The organism is Rhizobium sp. BK008, assembly GCF_014197345.1.
Taxonomy (GTDB): Bacteria; Pseudomonadota; Alphaproteobacteria; order Rhizobiales; family Rhizobiaceae; genus Rhizobium; species Rhizobium anhuiense.
The window spans coordinates 157,907-175,376 of the sequence record NZ_JACIFK010000006.1; the positions used below are offsets into that span (position 1 = coordinate 157,907).

The 17,470-nt window shown below is 60.4% G+C and carries 14 protein-coding genes; 7 read left to right on the top strand and 7 right to left on the bottom strand.

The genetic code is table 11. The features are described 5' to 3' along the window. Positions 1–13: 13 nt before the first annotated feature. The 6 genes from repC to FHT69_RS23040 form a co-directional block, all read right to left on the bottom strand. Positions 14–1,318, bottom strand: a complete 1,305-nt coding sequence (gene repC, locus FHT69_RS23015; RefSeq protein ID WP_132575474.1) for a plasmid replication protein RepC — start codon at positions 1,316–1,318, stop codon at positions 14–16. Positions 1,319–1,472: 154 nt separating this feature from the next. Continuing rightward, positions 1,473–2,474 carry a plasmid partitioning protein RepB gene (gene repB, locus FHT69_RS23020; RefSeq protein WP_183906015.1) on the bottom strand — a complete coding sequence of 334 codons (1,002 nt, stop codon included), beginning with the start codon at positions 2,472–2,474 and terminating at the stop codon, positions 1,473–1,475. Positions 2,475–2,477: 3 nt separating this feature from the next. Then, complete coding sequence (gene repA / locus FHT69_RS23025) at positions 2,478–3,671, bottom strand: plasmid partitioning protein RepA (protein WP_047619065.1); 1,194 nt, start codon at positions 3,669–3,671, stop codon at positions 2,478–2,480. A gap of 273 nt (positions 3,672–3,944) precedes the next feature. Then, a complete protein-coding gene (locus FHT69_RS23030) occupies positions 3,945–5,258 on the bottom strand; it encodes a hypothetical protein (RefSeq protein WP_063473721.1) in 1,314 nt (437 codons plus the stop codon). A gap of 331 nt (positions 5,259–5,589) precedes the next feature. Beyond that, the gene (locus FHT69_RS23035; RefSeq protein WP_183906016.1) at positions 5,590–6,579 is read right to left on the bottom strand and encodes a potassium channel beta subunit family protein; all 990 of its coding nucleotides are present in this window, start codon (positions 6,577–6,579) and stop codon (positions 5,590–5,592) included. Positions 6,580–7,392: 813 nt separating this feature from the next. Then, the gene (locus tag FHT69_RS23040) at positions 7,393–8,145 is read right to left on the bottom strand and encodes an SDR family oxidoreductase (RefSeq protein WP_132575476.1); all 753 of its coding nucleotides are present in this window, start codon (positions 8,143–8,145) and stop codon (positions 7,393–7,395) included. A 406-nt stretch (positions 8,146–8,551) separates the two neighbouring features. On the opposite strand from FHT69_RS23040, the gene FHT69_RS23045 reads away from it, so the two are divergent. From FHT69_RS23045 to FHT69_RS23075, 7 genes are all read left to right on the top strand, one after another. Continuing rightward, entirely contained in the window at positions 8,552–12,187 is a 3,636-nt protein-coding gene (locus tag FHT69_RS23045) for a PAS domain-containing protein (RefSeq protein ID WP_183906066.1), read from the top strand. Continuing rightward, positions 12,184–12,825, top strand: a complete 642-nt coding sequence (locus tag FHT69_RS23050; RefSeq protein WP_183903912.1) for a response regulator transcription factor — start codon at positions 12,184–12,186, stop codon at positions 12,823–12,825. The genes FHT69_RS23045 and FHT69_RS23050 overlap by 4 nt, the downstream gene beginning before the upstream one ends. A 2-nt stretch (positions 12,826–12,827) precedes the next feature. Next, complete coding sequence (locus FHT69_RS23055) at positions 12,828–13,205, top strand: response regulator (protein ID WP_047619077.1); 378 nt, start codon at positions 12,828–12,830, stop codon at positions 13,203–13,205. A 1-nt stretch (position 13,206) separates the two neighbouring features. Beyond that, entirely contained in the window at positions 13,207–13,899 is a 693-nt protein-coding gene (locus tag FHT69_RS23060) for a response regulator transcription factor (RefSeq protein ID WP_063473726.1), read from the top strand. Between the two features lie 263 nt (positions 13,900–14,162). Then, a complete protein-coding gene (locus FHT69_RS23065; RefSeq protein WP_047619082.1) occupies positions 14,163–14,516 on the top strand; it encodes an ArsR/SmtB family transcription factor in 354 nt (117 codons plus the stop codon). A 394-nt stretch (positions 14,517–14,910) separates the two neighbouring features. Next, positions 14,911–15,576 carry a nitroreductase gene (locus FHT69_RS23070; RefSeq protein ID WP_183906017.1) on the top strand — a complete coding sequence of 222 codons (666 nt, stop codon included), beginning with the start codon at positions 14,911–14,913 and terminating at the stop codon, positions 15,574–15,576. Positions 15,577–15,610: 34 nt separating this feature from the next. Then, positions 15,611–16,183, top strand: coding sequence for an NADPH-dependent FMN reductase (locus FHT69_RS23075; RefSeq protein WP_047619086.1), 573 nt, complete (start codon positions 15,611–15,613; stop codon positions 16,181–16,183). Positions 16,184–16,278: 95 nt separating this feature from the next. Here the strand turns inward: FHT69_RS23075 and FHT69_RS23080 are convergent, their stop codons facing one another. After that, positions 16,279–17,466 carry a galactarate dehydratase gene (locus FHT69_RS23080; protein WP_047619090.1) on the bottom strand — a complete coding sequence of 396 codons (1,188 nt, stop codon included), beginning with the start codon at positions 17,464–17,466 and terminating at the stop codon, positions 16,279–16,281. Between the last annotated feature and the right edge of the window lie 4 nt (positions 17,467–17,470).

Consider the following 17,470-nt stretch of genomic DNA (forward strand, 5'->3'; position numbering starts at 1 on the left):
AACTTCCTTACGATCAACCGGCATGTCGCCGCACTCCACTGTTTGCCCGCACCAGCGCCATCAGCATCGGGCCGATAGCAAATTCGCCCCTCTCGGTTCTTCGGGTCAGATCGCGGAGATAACCGCCAGGCGAGTTGATATGCCCTCCCCTTTCCAGGATGCAGGCGATCACGGTTGCGGCATTTTCCGGCCCCATGCCCGAGCAGGCTTCCTCATAGGCCGAGGGGCTGACGCCGAGCATCGAGCGCACGATGACGGCAGCCGACATCAGATCCCGCCAGTTGCCGATCGTTCCACCCGGCCCGTAGTCGAGAATTTGAGGGCAGGCCTGGAGGACGAGGCCAAGCGGGAAGGATTTCAGGCTATGCCCGGCCCCTGGATCTGCCGTGTCTTTCGCCTTGTTGCCCATCCCGCCGGAAGGCTTCGGTTGTTTCAATCTTCGCTCGTCCGGCGCTTCGGCGTTCGGCTCATTATCGGCCACCGCCCTTTCGCCCTGCTTCGTTTCGAAGCTTGGTTCAAGTTCATAAGTGGAGTCGGGATTTGAATTCTGTTTGTGACGCTCAATCTGAGACTCATTGGCGTCTATTTTTTGTGTTTTTATCCGTCTTTCCAATGCGTTGATGATCTCGTCGCGCAGTAGTCCCATCTCGTCGAGCAGCGGCGCCAGTGCTTCGGCCGTCGCAACGCGCGGAATTCGGGCAAGGAGCGTGCGGAACATCGCCGAAATTCCCTCCCAGTCACCGGAGACCTCCTCTTCGATGGCTGTCGCGATCAGCTTGGAGATATCGCGCCGGCACACCGTCAGGCGTTCCCTGGTCACCCTGAGCAATTCCCGGTCGGCGACCGCCTGGGCGGCCAGGTTTTCGATTTCAACCGCACGCGCGAGCAGCGGCGCGACGCTGAAGCCGAAGGCCTCACCGACGGCACCTGCTTTGTCGCGGCGCGCATAGCGCTTTCCATTCGGACTGTCCTTGCGCAGGATCAGGCCGGCCTCGACCAGGACGGCAAGATGCCGCCTGAGGGTGGCTGCCGTCATGCCGCGGGCACGCAGCGAAAGCTGCGCATTCGACGGGAAGACGATCAGGCCCTTTTCTTCGGAAATCTCGTCGTCAGGGTAGAAAGTCAGAAGCGCATCGAGCACCGTCAGCGCCCGATCGGTCACGCCGAGCGCCGGCCGCGCCTCGCAGATTGCCCTGAACAGCTTCCACTTGCTGCGCTTCATTCCCGGCTCGATGGTCTCGGCCAGTTGCTGGCTTGCCAGCATGCCAAGCGACATCGGCCGCCGCCCAAAGGGCGTCGTCACATATCCACTCTCCATTTGCCTTCACCTTCGTTCAGGCAAAAGAAAACCATCCACCAATTTGGTGCCTAAGACGCTTGACTGTGATTCGTGGAAATGCGATTCTCGATGTGCTTAAGATCTGAGAAGGGCTTCCACGACGGCGTCGTTGGGGGCCTTTTTCTTTTGCGCGTTACGCTCCTCTGTCCTTGTTGAATTCCTGGAACAGGCCCTTCAGCCTTTCCTGGACGAATTGATCGAAACCGGGTGCGGTCTTGCCGTCGAAGACGAAGGTTGCACCGGATGCTGTCTTTTTGATCACCACCGGCACGCCGCTGACTAGGGTTTTGGCGATCGCCGGCTTCGGCGCTGCCGTCCTCTTCGTTGCCAGAACGAGTGCCCGATGAAACCGCTCGTCGCTTGAGATTTTGCGAGCGTCGTCCGCGGACAACTCCGCGATGATCTTCTCGATGTCGGCGCCTTCCAGCCGCTCGCCCAGCTCCAACCAGCGTCGACGGCCGATATCGGGGGCCGCGCCGATGGCGTTGACGAGCGCCAGGGGGACCTGCCGGATGACGATCAGCATTCTCGACAGCGCCGCCTTATCGACGCCGAGAGCCGCCATGATGACATCGCGGCCAAAGCTGCGTTCCTCCAGCCGCGATGCGAAGAGCGCACGCTCGATATAGGAGAGATTGGTTCGAGCGCTGTTTTCCTGACCCTGGCTGACGACCAACTGACCGTCAGTAAGATCGCGGACGACCGCGCGCACCCTGATGCCGATTTCTCGGGCGGCAGCCAGGCGACGATGGCCGTAGGCAACCTGATAGCGTCCCCTAGTTTCGGGATGCGGACGAACAAGGATCGGAACCTGCTGCCCATGCTCGCGGATCTGCTCGACAAGCTGGGCGAGTTCGGCCGCATCGATCGCCAACCGATCGCTAACGAAGGAAGCGTCGATCAGGCCGGGATCGAGCTCGACGATGGTCTGGCCGGCGGCAAGCTGCCGTTCCAGTTCACTCGCCCGCTCCATTTTCTCGGTAATGTTGCCGAGCGTCTTGGTGATGCCGCCGACCGGCACCGCACTGCGCTCCTGCGGCACGAATCCGGCGATCGGACGATTGTCGCGCGGCGCGACTGCCTCCACCGTTGCCGGGTTCGGAGCGGAGATTTCGATGAGGTTCTTGCGCGCCATCTCCTATTTCCTTCCCCAGGTCGAGCGAATATGCGCTTCGATCTCGCCATTCACGAGGTTGAGGGACTCCAGAGCCCGGTCATAGGTTCCGCGTGTGAACTGCGACCGCTCGACCTCGTAGAGAGTCTGCTTGGTGACGCCGGCGTCGGCGACCGCCGTCGACTTCACCATGGCATTGTGAAGCATTCGATTGCCGAAGATCGCCCGCATGAAGCCGGTCATCTGACTTTGCGGCCCGTCGTTCGGCTCGAAACGGGTCACGAGATAGCGCATCCAGTCATAGCTGGTGCGACCACCCGCCTTTTCCACGACCGACATCAGCTCACTCGTCATCGTCAGGAACTGCGACATCGACATGACATCCAGCATCTGCGGGTGAACCGTGATCAGGACCGAGGTTGCCGCGCAGAGCGCCGACATCGTCAGGAATCCCAACTGTGGCGGGCAGTCGATGACGACGATGTCGTAAAGGCTTTCGATCTCCGTCAGGACCTCGCCGATGCGGGCAAAGAACATCGTCTCCGCCGTTCCCGAGGCCATCGCCTTCGGTGTCTCGTGCTCGAATTCCATCAGCTCGAGATTGCCCGGAATCAGATGCAGATTGGGCGTGTAGGTGGCGCGCACGATGTCGGCGATCGGACGCGGCTCCTCATATCGGATCGCGCCATATATGGTTTCGCCCTCTCCGACGTCGAACTCCGGCTGATGGCCGAACAAGGCGGACAAGGAAGCTTGCGGATCGAGGTCGACGGCGAGCACGCGGTAGCCCCTGAGCGCCATGAACTGCGCCAGGTGGGCCGCCGTGGTGGTCTTGCCCGAGCCGCCCTTGAAATTCATGACGGAGACGATCTGGAGCTTTTCGCCCGGCCTGCGGGCCGGCACATATTTCGGCGTGCCGTTTCGCTCGTCGAGGACCCGGCGAATCCGATCCATATCCAGGGCACTGTAAAGCCGCCGTCCGTTTGCGAGCGGATCGGGGCCATGGCCATCGGCAGCCACCTGGCGGAGATAGCCTTCGCCAATGCCGATGAAGGCCGCAGCTTCCGCCGGCGAAAATGTTCTGATGGTCTTTTGCGACAGCGGGGGGAAGATTTTTGCCTGATGCTGCTGAAGTTGATAGGATAACTCCTTCGCATCTGTTGCCAGAAGCGACGGGAGATGCTCTTGATCGTCCTGAAGAGCAAGACTCGGCTGCATGATCTTTTTCCCACGTAACTGCGCAATTTTGAACGAAAGCGCTTCAGTTGCGCAGTTACTATATGCCTCGATTCGTTACCAATTTACAAATGCTTAACCAAGCTGCTCATTTCACCCATCGAGACGGCTGGCCAGGTCAGGCAGGTTTCGGGCGGCTGGCGCCATGGCGACGGCTCGAAACGGCTGACAGCCCTGGCGGCTTTCAAACCGACCGGGAAGTTTAGGCCTTAGCCTTATAAATCTAATTTATTCAATACCTTGGATGCTACCTGGCTATCTCCCGTCGTCCTTGAGGTAGTTGTTGCCGTTGATCACCAGAAGCCCGTCGGATGCTTTGTCCGGTTCGAATATGCTCATGCTTTCCGTCCTGCCGTCGGCGTCGGTCAAGTCGAGGCGATAGCCGGAAAGCTTATAGCGGCCGCTTGCGCCCGGCCGGTTTCCGGATGTGGTGACGCCCGATCGGGATCCGCCGATTTCGTTCATCATCGAGGCGCCGGACCAGCCCGTGCGTTCGAAGGTGCCGTTTCGACGAAGCGTCAGCGTATGGCTGGAGGCCACCGATCCCGATGAGGTCGCAGTCATGCCGCTCGAGGCAAAGGTGGAAACCCATTCGCCGTCGAGCGTCGTGCCCTCATCAAATGGCGGCACGGCGCGATAATCCGCGTCTGAAATCACCAGGTCCTCACCCTTTTTCGAGAATGGTTTCGTCTCGATTTCGATCGTGCCGTAGGCTGAGGTGACGCTGCGCATTTCGATCGACCCGGCCGAGGAGAAGAAACCGCCGCCGGCAAGCTTGTAGAGACCGCAATCAGTCGGGGTCTCCTTGCAATGTTCGCCAATGCTCCGGCCGCCCTTCGGCAGCTCCGTGCTGAACCGGCCCTCCCGGTCGAACATGCTGATCGTGCTGTCCGAGTAGAAATCCATGCCGCCGAAGACATTCGGCCGGATGCCGGTATCGAGATGGGTGAAGACGCCGTCCAGCCCGCCATCGCCGCTCGCCGGAACAAGGTCGAAATCCCTGTCGGAAGGATCGAGCTTCACCGAGCGCACGAGGGCCGCGAAATCAGCCTCCGCCCCTTTGCTTCTGTCGCCGGTTACATTCAGCAGCACGAGCTGCAGATAGGCCTGCCGCTTGTCGCCGGCGATGCCGACCACGATCTGGTTGATGCTGACATTGTTCTGATGGACGCAGCAGCGTTCTTCCACGCGGATGTCGTGGCCGTTCACCGTCACCCCGTAATGTTTGATCAGGATATCTTCCTTCGCCATGTCGGGCAGCGTGGCGACGAAGGTCTTCATCCCGGCCTGCAGGGAATTGCGCGCGGCCGGGAGCGGCTTGGTGATCTGGATCAGAGCACTGCCGCGCTTGTCGTCATCCGTTTCAGGAAAATCCTTCTGCAGCATGAAGAGATTGCCTTTGGCGGCCTTCCTCCAGCCGGAAGCGGCGTCGGGCAGGGTCACCGTCAAACCGCCGATATCGGCGGGCGCGGCAAATGCCGGAAGGCAGGACAGGAGGCAGGCAAGAACGACAATGAAGCCCAAACCTGACCTGGCCCGCCCTATCCGATCGACATACGCATTGCCCATGTGCCCCTCCCCTCGTGCTTCGAAGACCGCCGACGAGATTTGGAGCCGGGGGAGGCCATTTCAACCCTGAGCTTCATGAAGGTTTCTTGAACGCTTCGACCCACATCATATTCGTGAGCCTACGAAGAAGTGGGCGCTATCAGGAGAAACAGGGCGATAACGGCCGTCATTGCCGCTCAATAGCGGCAGTTGCTCTATCGCAGCTCAGCGCCGATCAAAAATCGGAAAGCACGCCAACCGCCGAGGGGCCACCACGGTGCTGCTGCGGTAGGCCAACCGCAGTTTCCCTCGACGAGTTTTGGTTTGGCTCGTCGAGAGAAATTTGTTTCGCCTAGAAGCGACGGGGTTCTTCGGGTTTGTTGCCGGCGATCATGTCGATCCGGTCCAGCACGTCAGACGTCATCTTTTGCCTGTGTGAGAGGGCCGCGAGATTGTCCTGCAGCTGGCTGGCGCGCGATGCGCCAAGAATGACGGTCGAGACGTTCCGGTTGGCGAGGCACCACAAAAGGGCGAGATGCGTGATCGATATTCCGATCTCGTCCGCGAGCTTTGCGAGCTCGCCGACTTGTCGGAGCTGAGCGCGGCCGGCATCGCTGGACCACTTTTCCTTCAGCCATTCGTAGCCAGGCAGGTTCATGCGACTGTCGGCGGGCACACCGTCATTGTATTTGCCGGTGAGGACGCCCGAGGCGAGCGGCGACCAGATCGTGGTGCCAAGCCCGATCAACTCGTAGAGCGGGAGGTAGTCCGACTCGACCTTCTGGCGCTCGAAGATGTTGTATTGCGGCTGCTCCATCGTCGGCGGAGTGATGCGCAAGTCCCGAGCGACGGCATAGGCTTCCGTCAATTGTTGCGCCGACCATTCCGACGTACCCCAGTAGAGCACTTTGCCCTGGGCGACGAGATCGTGCATCGCCCGGACTGTTTCCTCGATGGGCGTGTCGATATCCGGGCGATGACAGAAGTAGAGGTCGAGATAGTCGACCTGAAGCCGCTTGAGCGCGGCATGGCAGGCGTCGGTCACATGCTTGCGCGACAGGCCGCGCTGTGTCGGTTTCTGCCCTCCCCAGAAGACCTTGCTGGAGACGACGAAGCTGTCACGGCTCCAGCCCAGCGATCTGAGCGCCTCGCCCATGACGATTTCGGACTTGCCGCTTTCGTATCCCTCGGCATTGTCGAAGAAGTTCACCCCGTTGTCATAGGCAAGCTTCATGAGATCGACGGCGTCGCCTCCATTTACCTGCTTGCCGAAAGTGACCCATGAACCGAAAGAGAACTCGCTCACTTTCAGACCCGACTTTCCCAAACGTCGATATTCCATCATGCAGCTCCCGCAAGTTATGAACATGTGCCGGCCTGTCACCGGCGTCGGCGTCGCACGATTGATCGACTGCCAATTCGCGTAATCTATGGCATGAGCAACGATATGCGAGGCTTAGCTATCGGTTCGCATCGCCTCTTTTGTGACGAGACGATCGATCCAGTGAAACGATCCGCGTTTGCCCGCCTGGACTGAAGCACGGGTGCGGTGGAACCGCCGCCACGGTTCTTGCCTGCGTTCCAGCCTCCGGCAAGAGAAAGGGCGCTCCGCGACTTATGTCGGAGCGCCCGTAGCGTGCGGTCGACGACGTTTGCGGCGGAGGTCGACGGCAGCAACGCAAGATGAAGAGATTCGGAACGGATAGGCAACATATGATTAGAATAGGGGGCTTTGTCGGCCGCCGATCGATCGTGTCATCCACTGGATATCCACAGCTTATCCACAGGAACGGCGACCGCGACCGCAGCAACTTCAATGACATTCGCCTGGCGGCAAATCACACCTCACAAATGCTTATGTGACTGGTGAACGACACTACGCTTTTGTTTGCCGGCTTAGATACAAACCAAGGCCTGGTTCGGATAGATTTGGTTCTCTTCCCGACCGTGGCGGCGGACGCCGGGAGGAGGTGGGCGGTGGGCAACATGAGGGTCCACCGCCTTCTTTTAACCGCCCCCTGGGGTCGGCCATCTCACACGTCGAGTTTGACAATTCCCTTGGCCGCCAGGGCCTCGACCGATACCCGACCTGCACGCTACGGAATGCGTCTTGGATATGAATCGGGTGCCACCGCGCGATCAAATGATCGACTCGCTAGTCCGCCATCGCTTGGTAGAGCCAGTCGGAGAGCTTCTCGGTCGCCACGCGCGCGCCGGCGCCAGGAAGCAGCGCGCCGGCGGTCAATTCGACGCCGAAATACGAGGCGGATGGGTCTGTCACCACCTGCCGCTCGTCCTCATTCGCGGCGAGATAGATCCGGGCGATTTCATCGATACCGAATTGATCCGGACCGCCGATTTCAACAATATCGTTCAACGGCGCTCCGACTGACAATTCCGCCAGCAATGCGGCGACGTCACGGGCCGCCACCGGCCTCATGAACGCCGGAGACAATCGGAAAACATCACCATCAGCACCGGTGTCGATCAATCCGCTGATGAACTCGTAGAACTGTGTGGAACGGAGAAGCGTATAGGGTCGATTTGAAGCCCTGATGAGATTTTCCTGCACCATTTTCGCGCGGAAATAGTCGCTTTCGACCAGACTTGGCGTGCCGACGACCGAAAGTGCAAGATAGTGCCTGACACCGGCCTCGGCCGCTGCGGCAAGCAAATTCCTGGTCGAAGCCCTGAAAAAATCCAGCGCCGCACTGTCGCCGAAAGATGCGGCGTTGGTAACGTCAACGATGACTTCAGTTCCCGCCAAGGCCGCTTCAAGGCCCTTTCCGCTAACCGTGTCGACGCCGAGCGACAACGACGCGGCGCTGACTTGGTGGCCGGACTGGCGCATGATTTCACTGAGGCGTGTTCCGACAACACCGGTTGCTCCCGCTACCGTGATTTTCATCTCAGCATCCTTTGTTGCATTGCACCGCGCGAATGGCGACGAGATCGCGGATAGGGATCGTCTTCAACGTCTCGGAATCGACCGGACCGACAATGACTGGAAAGCCGGGCGCTCTCCATCGTCCATGGGGTCCGGTCGCCTTAGCCGTACGTCTAGCGAAACCACCCCAAGGTTTAGGATGCCCCACCAGAAGGCAGGACAGGTCTCCAATTGCTCGTTCGCGCCGAACTACCGATTCCGGGCACGGCGGCCACATCCCCGCGCAATGCATGGGTTTCCATGAGTTGCGGTTGTAATGGGGCGGGGTTACGGTCTGAGCATGCGCTCGCCAGCCCCGAAATCGAGAATAACGACAATACAAAACGCCGACGATCCCGTGGCTTTGTCTGTCCGGCAGGAGCAACTGATAATGAGCGTCTGGTCGCACCGCCCTCAATTCCTGCACCTGGGCCTTTTCATCTTAGCCTATGTGCTGGCCTGCGGATTCGCCCAGTCGCTCGCAATCGTCCCTGGAACCGGAATTTCCATCTGGCCGGCGAGTGGCCTTTTCATTGCGACACTTGTGGCCGCCTCTCCCTACAGCTGGCCTTGGTGGGTGCTGGGAGGCTGCCTGGCCGAACTGTTCAGCAATTTGCTGTGGTTCCACAGTCCGCTGCCTGCGGCTTTTCTGATCTACATCGGTAACGCCCTGGAAGCGGTTGCCGGGGCATGGCTCGTCAACCGAATCTTGAAGCGGCCAGTTCGGCTGGAAACCTTGCAGGAAGTTTTCGCGTTCGTCGTACTGGGCGCGGGGATTGCGCCCATCGCAAGCGCGACCGTGGGAAGTGCGACCCTGGCGTGGTTTGGCATACAATCGCAATCCTTCGCAACGGCTTGGCCTCTTTGGTGGATCGGAGACGCCACCGGCGTCCTGATCGTAGCGCCGCTGGCGTTGGTCGTATTTCACAGCTGGCGCGGCAAAACCCGACTCTCAGCCGCGCAATGGGTGGAAGCTTTCGTCCTGGGGCTGATCTTTCTCGGCGTTGCGGCTCTTTCGCTGAGCGGCTACCTCCCCTTCGCATACATTATCATGCCGCCTCTTCTTTGGGCCGCCGTTCGCTTCGAATTCAAAGGCGCCGCCGTATCCTTGGTCCTCCTCGCCTTGATCACGGCGTTGTTCACGATAACAGGCACCAGCCAGTTTGCCGGCGATCCCGAGGCCCAGAAGCACAAGCAGGTCATGCTGCAGCTTTTTCTGGCCATCTCGGCATTTTCGGCGCTCATTGTGGCCGCCATATCCCGGCAACACCAGTTGGCAGTGCTCACATTGCGCCAAAGCCTGGATACGCTCCGCGACCGGGAGCGGGAACTCTCGCAGCTCGTGGATATGGTTCCGAGCCACGTCTGGCGTCTAACCCCCGACGGCGAGCCGACCTTCTTCAACCAACGGATGGTCGATTTTCTCGGTTTCGATGTTGCTGATTTCGACAAACCCGACATGAGCCGGCTGGAGTCCGTCCTGGACGCCACCGTTCACCCGGAGGATGCGGCGGGTTTCGGAGATGCCCTTCGCCATTGCCTCGCTACCGGCGCGAGCTTCGCCATGCGGTATCGACTGCGCCGCTCCGACGGCCTCTATCGCTGGATGTCGAGCCGCGCGGAACCGATGAGGGATCAATCAGGGCGCATTGTCCAGTGGTACGGCCTGTGTCACGACATCGACGATCAGGTTCATGCCGAAGAGGCCGTGCGGCGGAGCCAACAACAGCTTCAGCAGATCATAGACGCCGTGCCGGTTCGCATCTGGAGTGTGGAGCCCACGGGAGGATCGTTCTATTTCAACAAGCGGTATCAGGATCATTTTCGCTCCGTTATTGCCAATTTCGACGCTCTCGGTGAACCGCGCATCGACGATCTGCTGCAACAGCTGATTCATCCAGAAGACGCACCCGACATCCAGCGTACGCTCAGGAACTGCTTCGAAACCGGCTCCGGCTCCGCGATGCGATTTCGCTGGCGCGAACAGGATGATGTCTATCGCTGGGCGGAATGCCGGGTCGAGCCCCGCCGCGATGACGACGGAACGGTCGTGCAATGGTATGGCGTTTCTCTCGATATCGACGACGAGGTGCGTGCGCTGGAGGCGTTACGTGAACGTGAGCGCGAGCTCTCGCAGCTCGTCGACATGGTCCCGGTACAGATCAGGCGCTTGACACCGGAAGGCGAGCCGGTCTTCTTCAACAAACGTCTGATCGACTTTTTCGGTCTCGACGTGGGCGATATGGACAGGCCTGGCATGAGCCGCCTCGCGTCAGTCATTCACACCCTCGTCCACCCCGATGACGCATCGAGGTTGCTGGAGACGGTTCATCGTTCCCTCGCCAGCGGCGATCCCTTCTCGATAAAATACCGCATGCGCCGCGTCGACGGTGCCTATCGCTGGGTCGACGGCCGCGCCGAACCGCTGCGGGACCAAAGCGGCGCAATCATGCAATGGTACGTGATCTCAGTCGACATTGACGATGAGATGCGTGCACAGGAAGCGCTGCGCGACCGGGAGCGGGAGCTTTCGCAACTGGTGGATATGGTTCCCAGCCTGCTCTGGCGGCTCAATTCGGAAGGCACTCCGACCTTCTTCAACCAGCGCCTAATCGATTTTCTCGGTCTCGACATCGCCGATATGGAAAAGCCCGGCGTGAGTCGGCTGGCAGCCCTCATCGAAGCCGCCGTCCATCCCGACGATGCCGCCAGCCTCGCCGAAGCGCTCAACCACTCCCTCGTCACCGGCGAGGGCTTCTCGAAACAGTATCGCCTGCGGCGCGCCGATGGCGTCTATCGCTGGGTGAAGGGCAGCGCCGAGCCGCTGCGGGACGAAAACGGGCGGATCGTCCAATGGTACGGTCTCTCGCATGACATCGATGATCAGCTGCGCGTTGAAGAAGCGCTGCGAGAGAGTGAACGCTCGCTCTGGCAGATCGTCGAGACGCTGCCGGCCATGATCGATTGCGCCGCTCCGGATGGAGAGCCGGTCTATCGCAATCCTCAGCTTCGCGACTTTCTCGGATACAAGCTCGAAGAGCTGGACGGAACAGGAAAGTCCCGGCTGGCCGGCACACTCGACGCCGGTGTTCATCCCGACGAGGTGGCCGGAGTCAAGGAAAAGTATGCTCATTCGCTCGCCACCGGCGAGCCCTATGCACGCAGGCATCGCCTACGGCGGTTCGATGGTGAATATCGTTGGGTCGAGACACGCGCGGCGCCGATGCGCAACGCTGAAGGCGAGATCATTCAGTGGAATGTCATATGCCTCGATATCGACGGTGAGGTACGGGCGCAAGACGAGCTGCGCCTGGCGCAAGAGGGCCTTGCCCGGGCGAGCCAGGCAGCGAGCCTCGCCGAGCTTTCGGCTTCGATCGCGCATGAGGTGAACCAGCCGCTGGCCGCCGTCGTGGCGAATTCGCATGCCTGCCAGCGCTGGCTCACGGCTGAGCCGCCGAATATGGAGCGGGCGCAAAAGACGGTCGAGCGCATCATCCGGGACGCCAACTCGGCGGCCGAGGTCGTCAGCCGCATTCGCGCCTTATTCAAACAGTCCGCGGACAGGAGGATCCAAACGACGATCTCCGGCATCATCGACGAGGCGCGCAGCCTGATGACCGACGAGGCCTGGCGACGTCGTGTTCGCATCGGTGTCGACGTTGACGGCAATCTTCCGCTCATTGCAATCGATCGCATCCAGATCCAGCAAGTCCTGATCAATCTAATCCGCAACGGCATGGAAGCGATGGACGCCGTTGCAGACGACAGGACGATCGAGATCCGCGCGCGCCATATGGGGAATGCCGTCCAGACCGAGATTAGCGATCGCGGCCAGGGTATCGAGTTTCCCGAGAAAATGTTCGAGCCGTTCTTCACGACCAAGGAAAACGGCATGGGCATGGGGCTGGCGATCTGCCGTTCGATCGTCGAGCTTCATGGTGGACGATTGTGGGCCGAGAAGAACAATCCGCACGGAGCGACGTTGATCTTTACCTTGCCCATAGAAACGAAGGCGGCGTCATGACAGCCGATGACCATATTGTCTTCATCGTGGATGACGATGGACGTATTCGGGAAGCGCTCGGCGAGTTGCTGGAGTCGCACGGCATGCGCGCCATCGCCTTCGAATCGGCCTGCGATTACGTGAAAGCGGACAAGCCTGACCTGCCCGCCTGCCTTATTCTCGATATCGAACTGCCTGACATCAACGGCCTCGACCTGCAGAGACAGATCGCTGACAGGGACCATCCGCCGATCGTCTTCATCACAGGACATGGCGACATTCCCTCCTCCGTGCGTGCGATCAAGCATGGCGCGGTGGACTTCCTGACCAAACCCTTCAGCGATGCGGACCTCATGGCGGCAGTCCACGCGGCGATCGCCGAGGATCGGACAAAGAGATCGGAACGCGCCGAACTCGACATGCTCAAACGACACTACCTCGACCTGACGCCGCGAGAGCGCGAGGTGCTGCCGCTCGTCGTCAGCGGTCTTCTCAACAAGCAGGCGGCAGCCGAATTGGGGATCAGCGAAGTCACGCTGCAGATCCATAGAAGAAATGTGATGCAGAAAATGGCGGCGGCGTCGCTCGCCGATCTCGTCCGGATCGCGGAGAGATTGGAAATACCGATAACCCACTCGCGCCGAGTGGGAGGGAATTGAACATGAACAAGACAAGACACGTCGTGGCAATTGTCGATGACGATCCAAGGCTGCTTGAATCGATGGGCGACCTTCTGGAATCCGCGGGTTATGTGGCCCGCAGCTTTTCGTCGGCGGGCTCGTTGCTCATCAACGGGCTGTCGGACCTCGACCTGCTCATCACCGATATCGGAATGCCTGGCATCGACGGCTTCGAACTTCGCGATTTGGTGCGGAAGTCGCGTCCGGAGCTGCCGGTATTCCTGATCACGGGCCGCCACGAGATAGCAGATCAGGGCCGCGCTCAAGGCGTGGGCGGATTTTTCCGCAAGCCCTTTGATGCCCAGGCGCTGCTGGCAGCCATAGCCAACGCTTTGCATAAATCGACAGATGGAGGGTGACATGCGAGTTGACCAGCCGTTGCTGCGGAGATCGGCGCCGTTATCGTTGCAGGGCAGATGTGAAGAGACAGAGCCACTCGTCATCATCGTCGATGACGACGCGTCCGTTCGTGAGGCGCTGTCGGAGCTCATCCTGTCGGCGGGTTTCCGGTCGACCAGTTTTGCCTCGACCCGCGAATTGCTTGACGCCGATATATTGGATAGCCCCGGTTGCCTGATCCTCGATGTGCGCATGCCTGGAGCAAGCGGCCTCCACCTGCAGCGTCATCTGGCCGAAAACGGCATTGCCAAGCCGATCATCTTCGTGACCGGCCATGGCGACATCCCGATGACCGTTCAGGCGATGAAGGCCGGCGCTGTCGATTTTCTCACCAAACCCGTGCGGGACCAGACGCTGCTCGACGCCATTACGGCTGCCATTGCGACGGATGCCGAGCGGCGAGCGGAAGCCGCGATCGCCGAGCGCAATATCAAGCGCCTGGAGACCCTGACGCAGCGCGAGCGCGAGGTTCTGCATGAAGTGGCGCGCGGCCGCCTCAACAAGCAGATCGCCTTCGATCTCGGCATCAGCGAAGTAACGGTCAAGCTGCATCGCAGCAATGTCATGCACAAGATGGAGGCTGCCTCCATCGGCGAATTGATCCGGGCCTGGGAAACTCTGCCCGCACAAATGCGCCAGGCAGGCGCGCGCTAGCGCAATTCCAGACGCAACACTGCTGCACAGTTTTGCTGGAATTGCTCCAGCTTTAGCAGCACGCCTCCAAAAACTCGGGATGCCGGCCTCGAAGATTACATACCGCCGCTGTCCATTTGATGCGCGCCGTATCCGATCTGCGCCGAAAAAGACCATCTTGCGCCGGCAATGGGGTTTCGGCCGCGCACCCATGCGTTATTCCTAAATTAAAGCTCGGGGATATGACCTGGTGCCCCGCTTTGGTTCCTAAAGGAGATCTCGCTTTGAACAATCACTCGTCAACCGCGCCTTCCCCTGAAACCACCGCCTTCGACAACGAAGCAAACTTCCTGTCGGCCATGGGGAATGCCAAACGGCTTCATATGCTGCATCTGCTGGCCGAGGGAGAAATGTCGGTGAGCGTCCTGGCCGACGAGGTGGGGTTGAGCCAATCTTCGACGTCCCAGCATTTGGCCATTCTTCGAGAACAGGAACTCGTGCAGACGCGAAGGGCTGCACAGACGATCTATTATTCACTTCAATCCGGCGCGGCCAAGGCGATGCTCGATACGCTCGCCGACATTTTCGGATCCTACCATCGCTCCCCGGTAGAACGTGTCCGAGCCGTAGGCACCTGATGACGAAGCGTTGCTCTTGCGGCTCATGATTGGTGTCCAATTCTGCTGAGGATGATCCTGTCGGCAACTCAGGATCGGCGCCGCCGCATCGAGCTGCGGCATCACGGCGAAGAACGCAGTTTCGAAAAAGACGACTGCGGCTTGAGCGCAAGCGCCAAGCCGCCGTTCAGGGGCCGCAATTCCAAGGCCGGGATGCCGTGGCGCGGGAGTCCTGTCATGCTTCGCCTACATGCCCCTCGAACGCATCGATCCCCGATGTACGTTTGATGTACCCCTCCTAGACCACGGTGTGATTACGCCTCCATTGCGAATGGAGATAATGAACCGCATCAGGAACGGAACGGCAGCCCGACCATGCTCATCGATGCTGGGTTTGGGTCAGACGGAGGTGATCATGGACGTATATGAGGCAGTCAAAAGCCGACGGTCGGTGCGCGGGTTCAAAGACGCGCCTGTGGACAGGGGGGTTCTGGAGCGGGTGCTGTCCGCCGCGGCTTGGTCGCCGTCAGGATCGAACATCCAGCCGTGGAACACCTACGTGATGACCGGCGCGCCGCTGGCTGAGCTGAAGACGTCCGCCGTCGAGCGTGTGGCCCATGGCGACGCCTGGGACAAACGGCAGTACGAGATGTACCCGCCCGCACTGAAGTCCCCCTACGGGGAGCGCCGATCCGCCTTCGGCAAGGAGCGCTACAGCGCGCTCGGCATTGCACGCGAGGACTGGGAAGCGCGCCAGCGGGCAGCAATCGCCAACTGGAACTGTTTCGGCGCGCCCGCCGCCCTGTTCTGCTACATCGATCGCGACCTGGGCCTACCCCAATGGGCCGACGTCGGCATGTATCTGCAGACCGTCATGCTGCTGCTCCGCGCCGAAGGTCTGCACAGTTGCCCGCAGATGGCGTGGTCGCAGGTTCGCGAGACGGTCGCGGAGGTCCTGTCACCCCCGGACGGGCTCATCCTCTTCTGCGGCATGTCGATCGGGTACGAGGACCCCACGGTAAGTTACGCCCGTACGGGCCGCGCGCCGCTCGACGAGACGGTCACGTTCCTCGGCGATTAGTTACTTGCGATCAAAGGACAAGAGGGAGAACGCCATGACCACGCATAAAGTAGGCTATCTCATCGGCAGCCTCGCCAAGGGCTCGATCAACCGCAAACTCGCCACGGCGTTGGTGCGGTTGGCCCCGCCGGAACTCGAAATGTCGGAGATATCCTTCAAGGATCTGCCGCTCTACAGCTACGACTATGACGCCGACTACCCTCCGGCTGGCAAGGCATTCAAGGCGGCAATCGCGGCCGTCGACGCCGTGCTGTTCGTCACGCCGGAATACAATCGATCCATACCCGGCGGGCTGAAAAACGCAATCGACTGGGCGAGCCGCCCCTACGGCACCAACTCGTTCACACGCAAGCCGTCAGCAGTGATCGGCACGTCGCCGGGCGCGATCGGCACAGCCGTCGCCCAGCAGAATTTGCGCAGTGTGCTCAGTTTCTGCAACTCTCCGCAGATGAATGCCCCGGAAGCCTACATCCAGTTCACACCAGGGCTGATCACCGACGACGGCGAGGTCACGAAAGACAGCACCGCCGATTTCCTTCGCACTTTCATGCGGGACTTCCACGTCTTCATCGCAAGGGTTCGCTCAGTGCTGCCTAGAGATGCCTAGAGGGCGCTTGGAATGAGCGATTGCGTATCCTGTACTGCGGGAGCTGGCCACGTCCATCCGGGCGGCCAGCTCCGGTTTTTAAAGCGCACAATGCCTCAGGCGAAGGCGTAGGAGCCGTCCGGTCGCTTCGGCACGCGCCGCTGCCAGTGGATGTAGCCTTCCTCTTCCATCGCCTTCTCGTCCATTTCGACGCCCCAGCCCGGCCGGTCGGGACGCAATTCCAGATAGCCGTCCTTCGGCAGATAGGGATCGACGACATAGCGGGTTTCCCCCTGCCGTTTCTCGATATCGAGGCCGCCATAGACATAGGCCTGCCCCTTCGGCAGCCGGTATTCGAGGATGCGGAAATTCTGCGCCGCGGCCGAAAAATGAACGTTGACCGCCGTCGCAAGCGGCCCCATCGGGTTGTGCGGCGCCACCCCGACGAAATAGGCTTCGGCGAGTGTGGCAATGCGGCGCATTTCACTGATGCCGCCGACGACGCAGATATCGGGCTGGATGAGATCGGCGCCCTTGACCTGCAGCAGCCGCAGGAACTCGTTTCTGTTGTAGAGCGACTCGCCGGTGGCAAGCACGCAGTTGAGCCCCTGTTTCAGATCGCCCCACGCCTCGATATTCTCAGGGCGCAGCGGTTCCTCGAAAAACAAAGGATCGTAGGGGGCCAGCGCGTTGCCGAGTTGCCTTGCGGCGACCGGCTCGAAAATCTTGGCATGGGCATCGAAGGCGATCTCGTATTCGTCGTTGACCGTCTCGCGCAGCGAGCGGAAATAATCCGCCGAGGCTTTCACCACATTGCCCCAGCGATGGGCGTGCATGTCGATACGCCAGGGGCTGAGCTTAAAGGCGGTGAAACCCCATTCTTCCTTCAGACGATCGAATTCGTCGCGGGCGGCCGGCGCGTCCGGTGCGGTGTAGACGCCGGCATAGACCTTGATGCGGTCGCGCACCTCGCCGCCCAGCAGCTTGTAGACTGGGACATTTGCTGCCTTGGCCGCAAGATCCCACAGGCAGTGATCGAGCGCAGAGATCGCGGCAAGGCCAAGCGCGCCCGGCGGGAACCGGCTTTGCTGGATCAACAGATTGACGAGATAATCGACGCGTGTGGGGTCCTGGCCGGAGAGAAATGCGTAGAGATAATCCAGGAGCGGCGGCAGCGCCTTATCGGGGCCGTGATTGTAGCATTCACCCCAACCCGTCAGCCCGTCATCGGTGTCGAGCGCGACGATCACGCGGGGACGGTCCTTGTCGCGGGTCATAAAAACCCGCATGCGGTCGATCTTCATCTTT

Coding starts and splice junctions, on each gene's coding strand:
- FHT69_RS23055 (WP_047619077.1), top strand. CDS start 12,828: ATGAACAAGACAAGACACGTCGTGGCAATTGTCGATGACGATCCAAGG.
- FHT69_RS23070 (WP_183906017.1), top strand. CDS start 14,911: ATGGACGTATATGAGGCAGTCAAAAGCCGACGGTCGGTGCGCGGGTTC.
- FHT69_RS23050 (WP_183903912.1), top strand. CDS start 12,184: ATGACAGCCGATGACCATATTGTCTTCATCGTGGATGACGATGGACGT.
- FHT69_RS23030 (WP_063473721.1), bottom strand. CDS start 5,258: ATGGGCAATGCGTATGTCGATCGGATAGGGCGGGCCAGGTCAGGTTTG.
- FHT69_RS23035 (WP_183906016.1), bottom strand. CDS start 6,579: ATGGAATATCGACGTTTGGGAAAGTCGGGTCTGAAAGTGAGCGAGTTC.
- repC (WP_132575474.1), bottom strand. CDS start 1,318: ATGGAGAGTGGATATGTGACGACGCCCTTTGGGCGGCGGCCGATGTCG.
- FHT69_RS23080 (WP_047619090.1), bottom strand. CDS start 17,466: ATGAAGATCGACCGCATGCGGGTTTTTATGACCCGCGACAAGGACCGT.
- repB (WP_183906015.1), bottom strand. CDS start 2,474: ATGGCGCGCAAGAACCTCATCGAAATCTCCGCTCCGAACCCGGCAACG.
- repA (WP_047619065.1), bottom strand. CDS start 3,671: ATGCAGCCGAGTCTTGCTCTTCAGGACGATCAAGAGCATCTCCCGTCG.
- FHT69_RS23040 (WP_132575476.1), bottom strand. CDS start 8,145: ATGAAAATCACGGTAGCGGGAGCAACCGGTGTTGTCGGAACACGCCTC.
- FHT69_RS23060 (WP_063473726.1), top strand. CDS start 13,207: ATGCGAGTTGACCAGCCGTTGCTGCGGAGATCGGCGCCGTTATCGTTG.
- FHT69_RS23075 (WP_047619086.1), top strand. CDS start 15,611: ATGACCACGCATAAAGTAGGCTATCTCATCGGCAGCCTCGCCAAGGGC.